The organism is Brevundimonas sp. MYb52 (genome assembly GCF_002979535.1).
Taxonomy (GTDB): Bacteria; Pseudomonadota; Alphaproteobacteria; order Caulobacterales; family Caulobacteraceae; genus Brevundimonas.
The window spans coordinates 122141-137146 of sequence record NZ_PCPB01000002.1; the positions used below are offsets into that span (position 1 = coordinate 122141).

Genomic DNA, 15006 nt, shown 5'->3' on the forward strand with positions numbered 1-15006 from the left:
TTTCATGCGTCATTCTCAGTTCGGGGCCCTGTTCGGGGCCGTCAGCGCTATCGCCCTGCTGTCGTCCGGCTCCGTTTCCGCCCAATCCTCGGCATCGGCGGCGACCGACATCCGCATAGGCGCCGAGGTTCGCGGACGGCTTGAGGAAGGCGACGCCCGCACGCGCGGAAACGAGGCCTATCGCTACGACGACTATCGCGTTCAACTCCGCGCCGGCCAGCGGCTGCAGGCTGAACTGCGCAGCAGTGACTTCGACGCCTATCTGGCGGTCTATGCCGAGGGTCGCACCACGGGCGAGCCGCTCGCTTCCGATGATGACGGCGCCGGCAGCGGCATGAACGCCCGCCTTCGCTTCACGCCGGAAAGCGACGGCGTCTATATCGTGCGCGCGCGGCCCTTCTCCGGGCTGGAGACCGGGGCCTACACCCTGGCGCTCAGCGAGCGCGTGGCGCCGCGCCAGCCGCGGCCCGGCCGCATCTCTGTCGGCGACTATGCGAACGGCCGTCTGACCAGCGGTGACGCCGAGGACGAAGACGGCAAGACGTTCGACGCCTATGCCTTCCGGGCGAACGCCGGCGATCGGGTGGCGATCTTGCTGGAATCCGACGACTTCGATCCGGTGGTCCGGGTCGGGCGGATCGTCGGCGGCTCCTTCGTACAGGCGGCTCAAAATGACGACGGCGACGGCAAGGGGCTGAACTCCTACCTTGTCTTCACCGCGCCCCAGGCTGGCGAATACGTCATCCAGACGACTTCGGTCAGCGGCGACAGCGAGGGCGACTACCGTCTGACGCTGGAGCAGGGCCCCCCGGCCCCCGAGGCGCGCAGCATCGCGATCGGCGAGGAAGTCAGCGGCCGGTTGAGCGAAGACACTCCCAAGAGCGATTCCGGCTCTTCCGCCGATCTCTACCGTTTCACCGGCCGCGCGGGTCAGCGCGTAGCCATCAGCTTGAAGGCCGACGATTTCGATAGTTATCTCGAGCTATTCGACGTCAATCACAACAGCCTGGCCACCGATGACGACAGCGGCGGCGAGTTGAACGCCCGCCTGACCTTCGTCCTGCCCGAAGACGGCGACTATCTGATTGAGGCGCGCGGCTTCTCGGACGCCACGGGTAGCTATGACCTGAAGATCGAGGAGGTGGCCCCGCCGCCGCCGCCGACCGCACTCAGCTTTGGCGAGACGGTGCAGGGCGACCTGAAGGAAGGCGGCGCGACCGACGATCAGGGGCGGCTCTATGACGGCTACGCCTTCACGGGCACCGAAGGCCAGCGCGTCCAGGCCATCATGCGCTCGGGCGATTTCGACGCCCTGCTGCAGGTCGCCAAAGCCGGCGAGGAGTTCGAGGAACTGGCCTCCGACGACGACGGCCTGCGTCAGGGCACGGACGCCCGCCTGACCTTCACCCTGCCGGAAGACGGCGACTATGTGCTTCGCGCTCTGCCCTATTCCAGCAGCGGCAAGGGGCTGTATTCGCTGGAGTTCGCTGACCGTGGGCCGGAACCGGGGCCGGGCAGCCTGCTGGTCGGCTCGACCGCGCGCGGGAGCCTGTCCGAGGCCGACGCCATGAATGACGACGGGGTTTCCTTCGACGCCTACACCTTCAAGGCCAAGGCGGACGAGAAGCTACGCTTCACCATGATCTCCGCCGCATTCGATGCCGTGGTCGAGGTGGGCGAGGACAAGGACGGCGACTTCCGCAGCCTGGAAGAGGACGACGACAGCCTGTCGGATACCCATGCCCGCCTGGACTGGACCGCGCCGCGCGACGGAACCTATGTCGTGCGCGCCCGCAGTTTCGCCGCCGCTTCGACCGGCGACTATGTGCTGACGGTCGAGCGCCAGCCCTGACGGCCGATGGGGAGGGCGCGATGAGCGACGACCTGATCCTGGGCCGCAAGGATCAGCACCTGGACGTGGTGCTGTCCGGCGGCGGGCGTCACGCCCAGTCGTCGGGCTTCGACGACTGGCGTTTCGTCCATGAAGCCTTGCCGGATCTGGACCACGCCAAGATCGACCTGGGCGCCGACTTCCTGGGGCGGCGTCTGCAGGCGCCCCTCCTGATCAGCGCCATGACTGGCGGTCCCGCAAGGGCCGAGGCCATCAATGCCCGTCTGGCCGAGGCGGCTCAGCATCTGGGCATCGCCCTGGCGGTCGGCTCGCAGCGCGCCGCCATCGAAGGCGGGGCCAGCGGCGGGCTGGACCGCGCCCTGCGTGACCGGGCGCCGGACACGCCCATTTTGGCCAATATCGGCGCGGCCCAACTGACACGCGGGTTCGGGCTGGACGAGGCCAAGCGGGCGCTGGACATGATCGGGGCGGACGCCCTGGTGGTGCATCTGAATCCCCTGCAGGAAGCCTGTCAGCCCGAGGGCGACCGCGACTGGTGGGGCGTGGGCGCGGCGCTTCAGGCCTTGATCCGTGATCTGGACGCGCCAGTCATCGTCAAGGAGACGGGGGCGGGCATATCGGCCGTCACCGCCCAGCGCCTGATCGCCATGGGGGCGGCGGGCGTGGACGTGGCCGGGGCTGGGGGCGCCAACTGGGGCCTGATCGAGGGCGAGCGCGCGACCGATCCGGCGGACAAGGCCCACGCCGCCGCCTTCGCCGCCTGGGGCATCCCCAGCGCCCGCGCCATCGCCGAGGCCCGCAACGCCTTGCCCGACGCCCTGATCATCGGCTCGGGCGGGGTCCGCGACGGCGTCGATGTGGCCAAGGCTGTTCGCCTGGGCGCCGATGTGGTCGGCATGGCTTCGGGCGTCATTCAGGCCGCGACGGAATCCACCGAGGCGGTGATCGCCCATTTCCAGACGGTGATCCGGCAACTGCGGACCGTCTGTTTTTGCACCAACGCCGCCAGCGTGGCGGCCCTGAAACGCGTTCCCTTGCTAAGTGTAAAATAAATCAACTGTTTAGGCGCTCGCTTTAGGGCGCTGGTTCGGAACATCCACGGAGACTCCCCCTCTATGCGCACTCTTTTGATGACAACGGTCCTGGCCTCGGCCCTGGCGGTCGCCGGCGCCGCTTCGGCCCAGAGCACCATCCGCCCCGGCCAGACCATTCAGGGCAATTTCAGCGCCAAAGACGCCCGCATGGGCGACGGCTCGCACTACCGTTGCTACGTCATTCAGACCAACCCGGACGAGGCCTATACGGTCACGCTTAGTTCGTCTGACTTCGACACCTTCCTGTCGGCAGGGGCTGGCGCGGATTGCGACGACACCTCGGTGTCCAACGATGACGGCCCCGACATGGGCACCAACTCCCAGGTGCGTTTCGCCTCCAGCGGCGGTCTGTGGATCATCAAGGCCAACACCCTGAGCGAGGGTGAGACCGGCCGTTACGAGCTGCGCGTCTCGGCGGGCGAGCGCATCCGTCCGACCACCCAGGTCCTGCCGATCGCGGTCGGCGAAAGCCGTTCGGGCCGTCTGGAGTTCAGCGACCGCCGCGCCGACGACGGTTCTTTTTACGACTGCTACGCTCTGACGATCGCGCGGGCGGGCAGCGTGGCGGTCCGTCTCGATTCCGGGGACTTCGACGCCTATCTGGGCCTCTATGAGGGCCCTCAGTGCGACGGCGACTCTCTCGCGACCGACGACGACAGCGGCGGCGGCACCAGCGCCCAGATCGTCCAGACCCTGCGTCCGGGGACCTATTCGATCCGCGCCAACACGCTCGGCTCGGCGGAAGAGGGCGACTACACCCTCAGCGTCACCTCGCGCCGTTGATGTCGGCGGCGGCCCCGGTCGGAGCGATCGGGGCCGTCTCCGCGACGGCTTCCGGCAAGGGGCGGTCGAAGCCGAAGCTGTAGTCGTCGGGGTCCAGTCGCACGACCCGCGGCGCGGGTGCGGGCGCCGGCTCGCTGATCACCACCACGGACGGCAGGGCCAGGGGCGCGGTCGGTTCGACCCAGGCGCTGTCCAGCGCAGTCTCATCCGCGCCGTAGGGCGCCGGCGGCAGCATCCGCTCCGGGTCATGCTCATAACCGTCGCTAAGTTCGCCCACCGCCAGAATGGGGCTGGGCGCCAGTTCCGGCTCGATCGGGGCCACCACCTCCACATGGATCGAAGGGCCGCTGGGAGCGGGGCCGTGGGCGATTGAGGTCGAGCGCCACAGCATCCAGCCGCCGCCGAGCAGGACCGCCAGGCCTATCGTCGCGATTGTCGCCGTCGTCGCCTTCATCGTCATCCATCCGATCCTGACGCCTTCGCATCTGAAGCGCACGAATGACCGATAGGGTCCACGCCGTCAGTTGTCGCGATCAAAGGCGGCGACGGCCTCGCGCAAGGCCTGCGGGTCCGAGGCCGTCAGCAGGGGGCGCAGCGCCTCGAACTTGGCCTCGGGCCAGTCGTAGATGCGCAAGGACAGCAGCAGGGCCGTCGTCTCGGCGTCGAACCGCGTCCGTACCGGCTTGGCCGGATTGCCCGCGACGATGGTGTAGGGTTCCACGTCGCGCGTGACGATGGCGCCAGAGGCGACCACGGCGCCTTCGCCGATGGTGACGCCGGGCATGATCATGGCTCGCATCCCGATCCAGGCGCCGTCCTCGATGCGCGTGTCGCCCTTGCCGACATAGGCGTCGCCGATGACCTCCATGAAGGGGTAGAGGCTGAACCAGTCGGTGCGGTGGGTATGGTTGCCGCCCATCAGGATGACGGCCTCGGCGCCGATGCAGACATAGTCGCCGATATGCAGTTGATCGACCGGCCACTGGGATTCCCACGCGGCCAGACTGTAGGCGTCGCCATAGAGGTAACGCACGACGCTGGACTGGAAATCGCCGGTCCAGGCGTCGCTGTAATAGGAGTGCTGACCCCGCACATGGATGTTCGGGTTGGTCACGCTCTGGTGGAGATACTCCACCTTCGACCAGTGCTTGATGTCGTCCATGTGCGGGGCTTGGCCGAGATCTAGGCCGAGGGCAGCAGGTCGCCGGCGAAGGCGCGGTAACGACCGGCCCGCACCGCATCCGTGGCCCGTGCGATGTCCGGCGCGAAGTAGCGGTCCTGATCATAGGCCGGGGCCGCCTCGCGCACGATGGCGTAGGTCTGCTCCAGTTCCGGCGACGAGGTCAGCGGACGACGGAAGTCGATGCCCTGGGCTGCGGCCAGCAGTTCGATGCCCACCACGGTCGCCGTATTGGCGGCCATGTCCAGCAGGCGGCGCGCGCCGTGGGTGGCCATCGACACATGGTCTTCCTGATTGGCGCTGGTCGGCACGGTGTCGATGACGCAGGGGTGGGCGACCATGCGGTTCTCGGCCACCAGGGCCGCCGCCGTCACCTGGGCGATCATGAAGCCCGAGTTCACGCCGCTGTCCTTGACCAGGAAGGCGGGCAGGTCGGTCATCTTGGGATCGACCAGGATGGAGGTGCGGCGCTCACTGATATTGCCGATCTCGCACAGAACCATGGCGATCTGATCTGCTGCATAGGCAACGGGTTCTGCGTGGAAGTTGCCGCCCGAGATGACATCGCCGTCCTCGATGAAGACCAGCGGATTGTCGGTCACGGCGTTGGCTTCACGCTCCAGCATGGCGGCGGCGTTGCGCAGGACATCCAGGGTCGCGCCCATGACCTGCGGCTGGCAGCGCAGCGAGTAGGGGTCCTGGACCTTGGCGCAGTCGTGGCGGTGGCTGTCGCGGATGGCGCTGCCGGTCAGCAATTCGCGCAGACGACGGGCCACGTCGATCTGTCCCGGTTGACCGCGCAGGGCGTGGATGCGGTGATCGAACGGCGCGTCCGAACCCAGCAGGGCGTCGACCGACAGGGCGCCGGCCGCCATGCCGGCGGCGAAGACGTCCTCGGTGGCGAACAGGCCGGCCAGGGCCAGGGCCGTCGAGCACTGGGTGCCGTTCAGCAGGGCCAGACCTTCCTTCGGACCCAGGACGACGGGTTTCAGCCCGGCCTTGGCCAGGGCCGAAACGGCGTCCAGCACCTGACCCTGATAGCGGGCCTCGCCGACGCCGATCAGGACGCAAGACATGTGGGCCAGCGGGGCCAGGTCGCCCGAGGCGCCGACCGAACCCTTGGACGGGATCAGCGGCAGGACCCCGGCGTTGACCATGCCGATCAGGGTCTCCAGCGTGTGCCGCCGAACGCCCGAGGCGCCCTTGGACAGGCTGGCGATCTTCAGCACCATCAGCAGGCGGGTGACGTTCTCGTCCAGCGGCGCGCCCACGCCGCAGGCGTGGCTGAGCACCAGGTTCTTCTGAAGAGTTTCAAGATCTTCCGCCGCAATGCTGGTGTTGGCCAGCAGGCCAAAGCCGGTGTTGATGCCATAGACCGTGCGGCCCTCGGCCAGGATGGCGGCGACGACCGCCGCGCCCTTCTCGACATTGGCCCAGGCGGCGTCGGTCAGGCTGACCTTAACCGGCCCGTTCAGGACCGAGCGAAGCTGGGCGAGGGTGAGCGGCGCGGCGCCGATTTCAATCGTGGTGGTCATAGGCTTACAGGTCCAGCGAGGGCAGGTTCAGGCCATGTTCGCGCGCGGCGTCCTTGGCGATTTCGTATCCGGCGTCGGCGTGGCGCATGACGCCGGTGGCCGGGTCGTTCCACAGCACGCGCTCCAGACGCTTGGCGGCTTCCTCGGTGCCGTCGGCGACGATGACGACGCCCGAGTGCTGGCTGTAGCCCATGCCGACCCCGCCGCCGTGGTGCAGCGACACCCACGAGGCACCCGAGGCCGTGTTCAGCAGGGCGTTCAGCAACGGCCAGTCGGACACGGCGTCCGAGCCGTCCATCATGGCCTCGGTCTCGCGGTTCGGGCTGGCGACGGAGCCAGAGTCCAGATGGTCGCGGCCGATGACGATGGGGGCGGAAAGCTCGCCCGAGGCCACCATTTCGTTGAACATCAGGCCCGCGCGATGACGGTCGCCCAGACCGATCCAGCAGATGCGCGCCGGCAGACCCTGGAAGGCGATACGCTCGCCCGCCATATCCAGCCAGCGGTGCAGGCCGGCGTTGTCGGGGAAGAGCTTCTTCATCGCCGCATCCGTCTTACGGATGTCCTCGGGATCACCCGACAGGGCGGCCCAGCGGAACGGGCCGATGCCGCGGCAGAACAGCGGGCGGATATAGGCGGGCACGAAGCCGGGGAAGTCGAAGGCGTTGGTCACGCCTTCATCAAAGGCGACCTGACGGATGTTGTTGCCATAGTCGACCGTGGGGATGCCCATGGCGTGGAAGTCGAGCATGGCCTGAACGTGGACGGCCATGGATTTGCGCGCGGCGGCCTCGACCGCTGCGGGGTCGCTGACGCGCTTTTCTTCCCACTCGGCGACGGTCCAGCCGGAGGGCAGGTAGCCGTTGACGGGATCGTGGGCGCTGGTCTGATCGGTCACCAGATCGGGGCGAACGCCGCGCTTGACTATTTCAGGCAAAAGGTCAGCCGCGTTGCCCAAGAGCCCGATCGACAAGGCTTTCTTGTCCTTGAACGACTGCTCCAGCAGGGCCAGGGCTTCGTCCAGCGTTTCGGCCATGACGTCGACGTAGCGGGTGCGCAGGCGGAACTCGATGCGGCTGCGCTGGCACTCGATGGTGATGCAGGACGCGCCGGCCATGGTCGCGGCCAGAGGTTGCGCGCCGCCCATGCCGCCGAGGCCCGCCGTCAGGATCCACTTGCCCGACCAGTCGCCGCCATAGTGCTGGCGACCCGCCTCCATGAAGGTCTCATAGGTGCCTTGAACGATGCCCTGGGTGCCGATGTAGATCCACGAGCCAGCGGTCATCTGGCCGTACATGGCCAGACCCTTCTTATCGAGCTCGTTGAAGTGGTCCCAGGTCGCCCACTTGGGCACCAGGTTGGAGTTGGCGATCAGGACGCGCGGGGCGTCGGCGTGGGTGCGGAAGACGCCCACCGGCTTGCCCGACTGGACCAGCAGGGTCTCGTCGGCTTCCAGCTTTTGCAACTGCTCGACGATGGTGTCGAAGGCCTGCCAGTTGCGGGCCGCCTTGCCGATGCCGCCATAGACGACCAGGTCCTCGGGGCGCTCGGCCACGTCGGGGTCGAGGTTGTTCATCAGCATCCGCATGGCGGCCTCGGCGGCCCAGGTCTTGGCGGTCTTTTCAGAGCCGTGCGGGCTACGGATGATGCGGGTGTTGGGGGTGGCCATCGAATCCTCCATGCGGCGTCGGTCGCCGTCGTGTCTTGGGCTCAGTGTTATGTCTAGACATTATCGCGTGCAAGAGGCAGTTTCGATTCATGGATCATGAGCCGCTTCATCGACGGATCGCCGGCGATATCGAACGCCGCATCGCCTCGGGCGAATGGCGGCCGGGTTTCCGTATCCCGACCGAGGCCGAGCTGATGGCCGAATACGGCTGCGCCCGCATGACGGTGTCGCGGGCCATGACCGACCTGTCGGCGCGGGCCCTGGTGGTGCGCCGCCGTCGCGCCGGAACGGTGGTGGCCCATCCGCCGGTGCATTCGTCGGCGCTTGTCGCCATCCCCGACATCCAGTCCGAGGTGGAGGGCAGGGGGCTGGCCTATTCCCATCGCCTGCTGGGCCGCATCGTCCGTCCCGCTCGCGCCGACGAGGGGCTGGGCCAGCGCGTGATCGAGCTGGAAACCCTGCATCTGGCCGACGATCTTCCCTTTGTCTTCGAGCGCCGCCTGATCGCCCTGAGCGCCGCGCCCGAGGCCGAGGCCGCCGACTTCACCACCCAGCCGCCCGGCGGCTGGCTGCTGGCCCATATGCCCTGGACCGAGGCCGAGCACCGCATTTCCGCCGTCGGCGCCGACCATGAGACGGCGACCCACCTCGGCCTGTCCGACGGCGCGCCCTGCCTCCGGCTGGAGCGCCGCACCTGGCGCGACGGTCAGGGCGTGACCTGGGCGTGGCAGACCTTCCCCGGCGCGGCCTATGATCTGGTCGCCCGTTTCTCTCCGACCAAAGGATGACCCCGATGAGCCAACCGTCTGAAGCCCTCGGCTGGCGCTCTGTCGGCGATCTGGTGGGGAACCATCCCGACGCCCCGGTCGCCCTGATCGGGGCGCCGCTGAACGAACGCTCTCTGACGCCGGGCCGCTGCGACCTCGGCCCCAAGACCCTGCGCGCCGTCCTGCCGCGCCTGTCCACCTATGACGTCGAGACCGGGCTGGAGCTGGACGTTCTGGTCCATGACGCCGGGGACGTGGCGCTGAAGGCCGTCTCGCCCTTCGACGCCTTTGAGCCCGTGCGCGACGCGGTGGCGGCGCAGGCCCATCGCGCCCTGACCATTCTTGTCGGCGGCAACAACGCCATCACCCGACCTGGCGTCCATGCCCTCGGTCTGGACCGCGTCGGCGTTCTGACCCTGGACGCCCATTTCGACCTGCGCGACACGGACCAGGGCCTGACCAACGGCAATCCGATCCAGGCCCTGCTGGACGACGGCATGGACGGTCATCGCATCAGCCAGGTTGGCCTCGCCCCCTTCGCCAACACCCGCCGCGCCCATGAGAAAGCAGAGGCCGCCGGCATCAGCGTCCGCACCGCCCGCGAGTGCCGCCAGCGCGGCCTGGCCGCCGTGGTGGTCGAGGAACTGGAGCGCCTGTCGTCGCTGTGCGAGGTCATCTACGTCGACTTCGACATCGACGTCATCGACCGCAGCCAGTGGCCCGCCAGCCCCGGCGCCCGCCCCGGCGGCGTCTCGGTCCACGACTTCTTCGACGCCGCCCGCGCCATCGGCGCCTGCCCCAAGGTGCGCGCCGTCGACCTGACCGAATACGACCCCTCGCTGGAAGTCGGGGACCTTGGTTCCCTGACCGTCGGGCGCTGGTTCTGTGAACTGCTTGCGGGGATCCAGAGCCGATGAGGATGCTGTTAGTGGCTTCGGTAGCGGGCCTTGCTGTATCTGCTTCCCCCGCGGGAGCCTGTGAAGCCGTCAATCGCACGCTCGAGCAGACCCTTGAGCTCCAGCGTCGCCTGGCATCTACCGCTGACAGCATCTACCTCGCGCGGGCGGTGCCGGTCTCCGGCGGCTACATGAGCACGTATCATCGTATCACCGTGATCGATGGTTTGACGCCGCCCCGCCGACTGAAAGATTGGCCTGAAGACTGCGGCCGTGCCGATGAGGGGCTGACCATCGTCTTCGCCCAGCGGGTTCGCCCCACACACAAATTCGATGGCTGGTTCTGGGGCGGCTGGGCTCTTTCAGCATTCTATCCGTCCGAAATCGTTGATCCCGAGATGGCGGCGCGCATGCGCAGAACCGCTGATCGTTTGGAGGCGGAAGAGCGCCAATGATCCTCGCTGACCGCCTCATCACCGACTGCCACGTCGCCGCCATGACCGAGGACGGCGCCCCCTATGGCGCGATCGAGGACGCCGCCATCCTGATCCAGGACGGGCGCATCGCCTGGGTCGGGCCGCGCGCGGACCTGCCTGTGCACAAGGCTGTGGAAACCGACCGTCTGGGCGGCCGCTGGGTCACGCCCGGGCTGATCGACTGCCACACCCATCTGGTCTTCGGCGGCGACCGTTCGGGCGAGTTCGAGCGGCGGCTGGAGGGCGCTACCTATGAAGAGATCGCCCGTGCCGGGGGCGGCATTGTCTCCTCGGTCAAGGCGACGCGCGCAGCCAGCGAGGACGACCTCTACGCCTCGGCCTGCAAGCGTCTGGCGGGGCTGAAGGCCACGGGAGTCACCACGGTCGAGATCAAGTCCGGCTATGGTCTGGATCACGACAGCGAGCTGAAGATGCTGCGCGTCGCCCGTCGCATCGGGCGCGAGGCCGGGGTGCGGGTCCGCACCTCCTACCTGGGCCTGCACGCCGTCCCGCCCGAGCACAAAGCCGACCGCGCCGCCTATGTGGACAAGGCTGTGGATGAAATCCTGCCCGCTGCCCACGCCGAGGGTCTGGTCGACGCCGTCGACGCCTATTGCGAGCCCATCGCCTTCACCACGGACGAGGTCGCCCGCCTGTTCGACAGGGCCGAGGCCCTGGGCCTGCCGGTCAAGCTGCACGCTGACCAATTGTCCGACGGCGGCGGCGCGGCCCTGGCCGCCCGCTATCACGCCCTGTCTGCCGACCATATCGAGCACACGACCGAGCCGGGCGTTCAGGCCATGGCCGAGGCGGGCGTGGTGGCGGTCCTGCTGCCCGGCGCCTTCCTGATGCTGCGCGAGACCAAGGCGCCGCCCGTCGCCCTGTTGCGCCAGCACGGCGTGCGCATGGCCGTGGCGACCGACTGCAACCCCGGCACCTCGCCCGTCGCCTCGATGACGGCGGCGCTGAACCTGGCCTGCGTCCAGTTCCGCCTGACCCCGGAAGAAGCCATCGCCGGCGCCACCCGCCACGCCGCCCGCGCCCTGGGGTTGCCGGACGAGGCCGGAACCATCGAGCCCGGCAAGGCCGCCGACCTCGCCGTCTGGGACATCACCCGCCCGGCCGAGCTCTGCTACTGGCTCGGCGCGCCACTCCTGCATCGCCGCTACCTGGGCGGCGCAATCACCTAAAGGTTGTATTTCGACGTTATTCTAATCTAGGGTTGTTGGCGGGGAGGCCGACAATCCATGGATGCAGACGACTTCATTCGCCGCTGGTCCGAGGCGCCGATCAGCGAACGCGCCCACTACCAGACCTTCGTCGCCCAGTTGTGCCGCCTGATCGGCGTGGCGGCGCCAGACGACGAGCGGACCGGCGACCTCGACTACTGTTTCGAGCGGCCGGTGAAGTTCCTGCATGAGGACGGCGGCAGTCATCCCGGCTATATCGACTGCTACCGACGCGGCGCCTTCGTGCTGGAGGCCAAGCAGTCGGGCAAGCGCGGGGCGGGCGGGGCGCTGGACCCGCAGCCGCAACTGGCCCTGTTCGGCGGGCGCGGACGCAAGGCGGCGCCGGGGCCGTCCAACGCGCTGGAAACCCTGATGCGCACGCCAAGCGTCAGGCCGAGAACTACGCCAAGGCCCTGGACGAGTGGCCGCCCTTCATCGTCGTCGTCGATGTGGGCCGGGCCATCGAGCTGTGGTCGGACTTCGGGCGACAGGGCAAGGCCTATGTCCCGTTTCCCGACCGCGCCCGCTATCGCATCGAGATGGCCCATCTGCGCGATGAGGCGGTGCGGGATCGGCTGAGGCGCGTCTGGTCCGACCCGATGAGTCTCGACCCCGCCGCTCGCGTGGCCGAGGTGACGACCGACATCGCCGGACGGCTGGCCTGGCTGGTCCGCTCCATCGGTGCGCGGGCGCCGGCGGGACCGTCCGGGCGGCCCGATGCCGTGACGAGGGCGGCGCGCGCCAATCAGACGGCCCTGTTCGTCATGCAATGCATCTTCGCCATGTTCGCCGACAGCGTCGGCCTGATAGAGGACAGGGGCTTCCGCCGCTTTCTGGAAAGCTATCGCGGTCAGGCGGATCAGTTTCATCTGGGCGCGGGCGACTTCTTTCGGCGGATGGATCAGGGCGGGCACTGTTCAGCCATTCGCCAGACCCTGCGCCGCTTCAACGGCGGCCTGTTCCGCCACGTCGCCGCCCTGCCGATCACCGAGGACGAGCTGGAGGCTCTGATCGCCGCCGCCCGGCGCGACTGGGCCTCGGTCGAGCCGGCCATTTTCGGCGCCCTTCTGGAACAGGCTCTGGCCCCGGACGAGCGGGCGGAACTGGGCGCCCACTATACGCCGCGCGCCTATGTTGAACGTCTGGTCGAGCCGACGCTGATGGAGCCGCTGCGCGCCGACTGGGAGGCGGCCGAGGCCAGCGCCATCGGCCTGTTCATGGCGGGCGATCACAAGGGCGCGCGGCGGATGGTGCGCGACTTCCATCGCGATCTGTGCCGTATTCGCGTCCTCGACCCCGCCTGCGGGACGGGCAATTTCCTCTATGTCGCCATGGGCATGATGAAGGAGCTGGAAGGCGAGGTCCTGGCGGTTCTGGCCGAGATGGGGGAGGCGCAGGGCTCGCTGGCGCTGGACGGCCATACGGTCAGTCCCGAGCAGTTTTGGGGGCTGGAGAAGAACGCCTACGCCGCCTGGATCGCCGAGATGGTGATGTGGATCGGCTATCTGCAATGGCATTTCCGGGTCTATGGCGAGGCCAAGCCGTCCGAGCCGATCCTGCGCAATTTCGAGCGCATTCGTCAGACGGACGCCTTGCTGTCCTGGACGCGCGAGGAACTGGTGCGCGATGCGGCGGGGCGACCGGTTATGCGTGCGCGGCCTCGGCAGAGGGAGGGCGCCGCGCCGACGCTTTTTGATGCGAAGGCTGACGAGCGCGAGGTCGTTCGTCTGATCGACCCGCGTCCGACGCCGTGGCCGGACGTCCACTTCATCATCGGCAACCCGCCCTTCATTGGCGGCAAGGACCTGAGGCGCGAGCTGGGCGACGGCTATGTCGACGCCCTGTGGCAGGTGCGGCAGGGGCGGTTCCGCTCGGCCGATCTGGTCACGGCCTGGTGGGACCGGGCGGCGGATATCCTGACGGCCAAGGGGTCCAGCCTGCGCCGGTTCGGCTTCATCACCACCAACTCGATCACCCAGACCTTTTCTCGCCGGGTGCTGGAGCATCACCTGAAGGGCGAGCCGCCGATGCGGCTGACCTTCGCTATTCCCGACCACCCCTGGATCAAGGGCGGGGATCGCGCCGCCGTCCGCATCGCCATGACCGTGGCCGAGCGCGGAGAGCCGGACGGGCAGGGGCGGTTGCTAAGCGTGGCAGCCGAAACGGGGCTGCATACCGACGCGCCGGAAATCGTCTTTAGCGAGGAGAGGGGGACGATCTCGGCGGACTTGTCAGTCAGTGCGCCAGTGTCTGACGCCGTGCCGCTGAAAGCCAACGCCGCCTTGGCCATGCGCGGGGTGCAACTGATGGGGGCGGGCTTCATCGTCGCGCCGGATCGGGCGGCGGCCCTGTTGTCGGCGTCGGAGCCGGAGGCGGTCTCGCCGATCCGAGCCTATCGCAACGGGCGCGATCTAGCGGACCGTCCGCGCGGCGTGAACGTCATCGACCTGTTCGGCTGGGAGGAGGGCGAGGCAAGGCGGCGGCACCCGGCTATTTTTCAGCACGTGCTGGAAACGGTGAAGCCCGAGCGGGACCGCAACAACCGGGCCTCCTATCGCGACAACTGGTGGATTTTCGGCGAACCGCGCCGCGAGCTGCGTCCGGCGCTGGAAGGGCTGGGCCGCTTCATCGCCACCGTCGAGACGGCCAAACACCGCTGGTTCCGGTTTCTGGACGCGGACATCCTGCCGGACAACAAGCTGGTGGTGGTCGCCAGCGACGACGCGGCCATTCTGGGCGTCCTGTCCTCGCGTCTGCATCAGCAGTGGTTTGTGGTCAACTCGGCGCGGATCGGCGTCTATGACGGCGACGCCGTCTATGTGAAGGGCGCCTGTTTCGACGCCTTCCCCTTTCCAGATTTGTCAGGGCGAGCCAGGGCTGAGATCGAGATCCTGGCCGACGAGATCGACGGATTGCGAACCAAGGTCATGGCGCAGCATGATTTCCTGACCATGACCGGCCTCTACAACGCGCGGGCGCGGCTGGTGGCTGGCGCGCCCCTGACCGAGGCCGAGCGCGTGATTCACGACGCGGGCTGCATCGGCCTGCTGGACCATCTGCATCGGCGCCTCGATGCGGCGGTCATGGCGGCCTACGGCTGGCCGGCCGACCTGTCGGCGCAGGAGGTGGTGGCGCGTCTGGTCGCCCTGAACCGCGAGCGCGCCGTCGAGGAGGCGCGTGGCGAGGTGCGGTTCCTGCGTCCCGACTTCCAGGCCGGGCGCGTGAAGACCTCGCGTCGTGCGGTGCAGATCGAAGCGACGCTCGATGTTTCGGCCAGCCTGCCGTCCTTGCCCGAGGCGCCGGGGGCGATGGCCTCGGCCCTGCTGCACGCCTTACGGCAAGAAGGCGTGCCGGTCGGCCCGCGCGCCCTGGCGGCCCGATTTGGCGGTCGTCGCGGACGGCGGATGGAAGATCGTATCGAACAGACTCTGGCGGTTCTGGCCGTGGCTGGATCTGTGCAGCGCACGTCGGACGGATGGTTCACCCCGCGCCGCGTCTGATGTTAGCGTCGGCTTCTGGAATCGG

Annotated in this window: 13 protein-coding genes; 9 read left to right on the forward strand and 4 right to left on the reverse strand. The window is 68.2% G+C overall.

The features are described from left to right. Positions 1-4: 4 nt before the first annotated feature. The 3 genes from CQ039_RS03960 (at position 5) to CQ039_RS03970 (ending at position 3729) form a co-directional block, all read left to right on the forward strand. A complete protein-coding gene (locus tag CQ039_RS03960) occupies positions 5-1852 on the forward strand; it encodes a PPC domain-containing protein (protein ID WP_105565012.1) in 1848 nt (615 codons plus the stop codon). Positions 1853-1872: 20 nt separating this feature from the next. Further along, positions 1873-2904: a type 2 isopentenyl-diphosphate Delta-isomerase gene (gene fni / locus CQ039_RS03965; RefSeq protein ID WP_105568010.1), complete on the forward strand. Its 1032-nt coding sequence runs from the start codon at positions 1873-1875 to the stop codon at positions 2902-2904. A 63-nt stretch (positions 2905-2967) separates the two neighbouring features. After that, positions 2968-3729: a peptidase gene (locus tag CQ039_RS03970; RefSeq protein ID WP_105564292.1), complete on the forward strand. Its 762-nt coding sequence runs from the start codon at positions 2968-2970 to the stop codon at positions 3727-3729. On the opposite strand, the gene CQ039_RS03975 is transcribed toward CQ039_RS03970, so the two are convergent. From CQ039_RS03975 to hutU, 4 genes are read right to left on the reverse strand one after another with little or no spacing between them, the layout of a single operon-like run. Continuing rightward, a complete protein-coding gene (locus CQ039_RS03975) occupies positions 3713-4189 on the reverse strand; it encodes a hypothetical protein (protein WP_105564293.1) in 477 nt (158 codons plus the stop codon). The two genes, CQ039_RS03970 and CQ039_RS03975, sit on opposite strands and share 17 nt — an antisense overlap. A gap of 60 nt (positions 4190-4249) precedes the next feature. Then, a complete protein-coding gene (locus CQ039_RS16955) occupies positions 4250-4891 on the reverse strand; it encodes a CatB-related O-acetyltransferase (RefSeq protein WP_105564294.1) in 642 nt (213 codons plus the stop codon). Positions 4892-4911: 20 nt separating this feature from the next. Then, the gene (hutH, locus tag CQ039_RS03985; protein WP_105564295.1) at positions 4912-6444 is read right to left on the reverse strand and encodes a histidine ammonia-lyase; all 1533 of its coding nucleotides are present in this window, start codon (positions 6442-6444) and stop codon (positions 4912-4914) included. A 4-nt stretch (positions 6445-6448) separates the two neighbouring features. Beyond that, positions 6449-8113: a urocanate hydratase gene (gene hutU, locus CQ039_RS03990; RefSeq protein WP_105564344.1), complete on the reverse strand. Its 1665-nt coding sequence runs from the start codon at positions 8111-8113 to the stop codon at positions 6449-6451. 89 nt (positions 8114-8202) lie between these two features. Here hutU and CQ039_RS03995 point away from each other — a divergent pair, with 89 nt between their 5' ends. From CQ039_RS03995 to CQ039_RS04015, 6 genes are all read left to right on the forward strand, one after another. After that, positions 8203-8901: a UTRA domain-containing protein gene (locus CQ039_RS03995; protein ID WP_105564296.1), complete on the forward strand. Its 699-nt coding sequence runs from the start codon at positions 8203-8205 to the stop codon at positions 8899-8901. A 5-nt stretch (positions 8902-8906) separates the two neighbouring features. Continuing rightward, the gene (locus CQ039_RS04000; RefSeq protein ID WP_233190293.1) at positions 8907-9797 is read left to right on the forward strand and encodes an agmatinase family protein; all 891 of its coding nucleotides are present in this window, start codon (positions 8907-8909) and stop codon (positions 9795-9797) included. A 2-nt stretch (positions 9798-9799) separates the two neighbouring features. Then, positions 9800-10231, forward strand: coding sequence for a hypothetical protein (locus CQ039_RS04005; protein ID WP_105690006.1), 432 nt, complete (start codon positions 9800-9802; stop codon positions 10229-10231). Continuing rightward, positions 10231-11442: an imidazolonepropionase gene (gene hutI / locus CQ039_RS04010; RefSeq protein ID WP_369831545.1), complete on the forward strand. Its 1212-nt coding sequence runs from the start codon at positions 10231-10233 to the stop codon at positions 11440-11442. Before CQ039_RS04005 ends, hutI begins: the two co-directional genes overlap by 1 nt. A 57-nt stretch (positions 11443-11499) precedes the next feature. Next, a complete protein-coding gene (locus CQ039_RS16960) occupies positions 11500-12060 on the forward strand; it encodes a type IIL restriction-modification enzyme MmeI (protein ID WP_369831541.1) in 561 nt (186 codons plus the stop codon). A gap of 203 nt (positions 12061-12263) precedes the next feature. Next, positions 12264-14981, forward strand: a complete 2718-nt coding sequence (locus tag CQ039_RS04015; protein ID WP_369831546.1) for a class I SAM-dependent DNA methyltransferase — start codon at positions 12264-12266, stop codon at positions 14979-14981. Positions 14982-15006 lie beyond the last annotated feature (25 nt).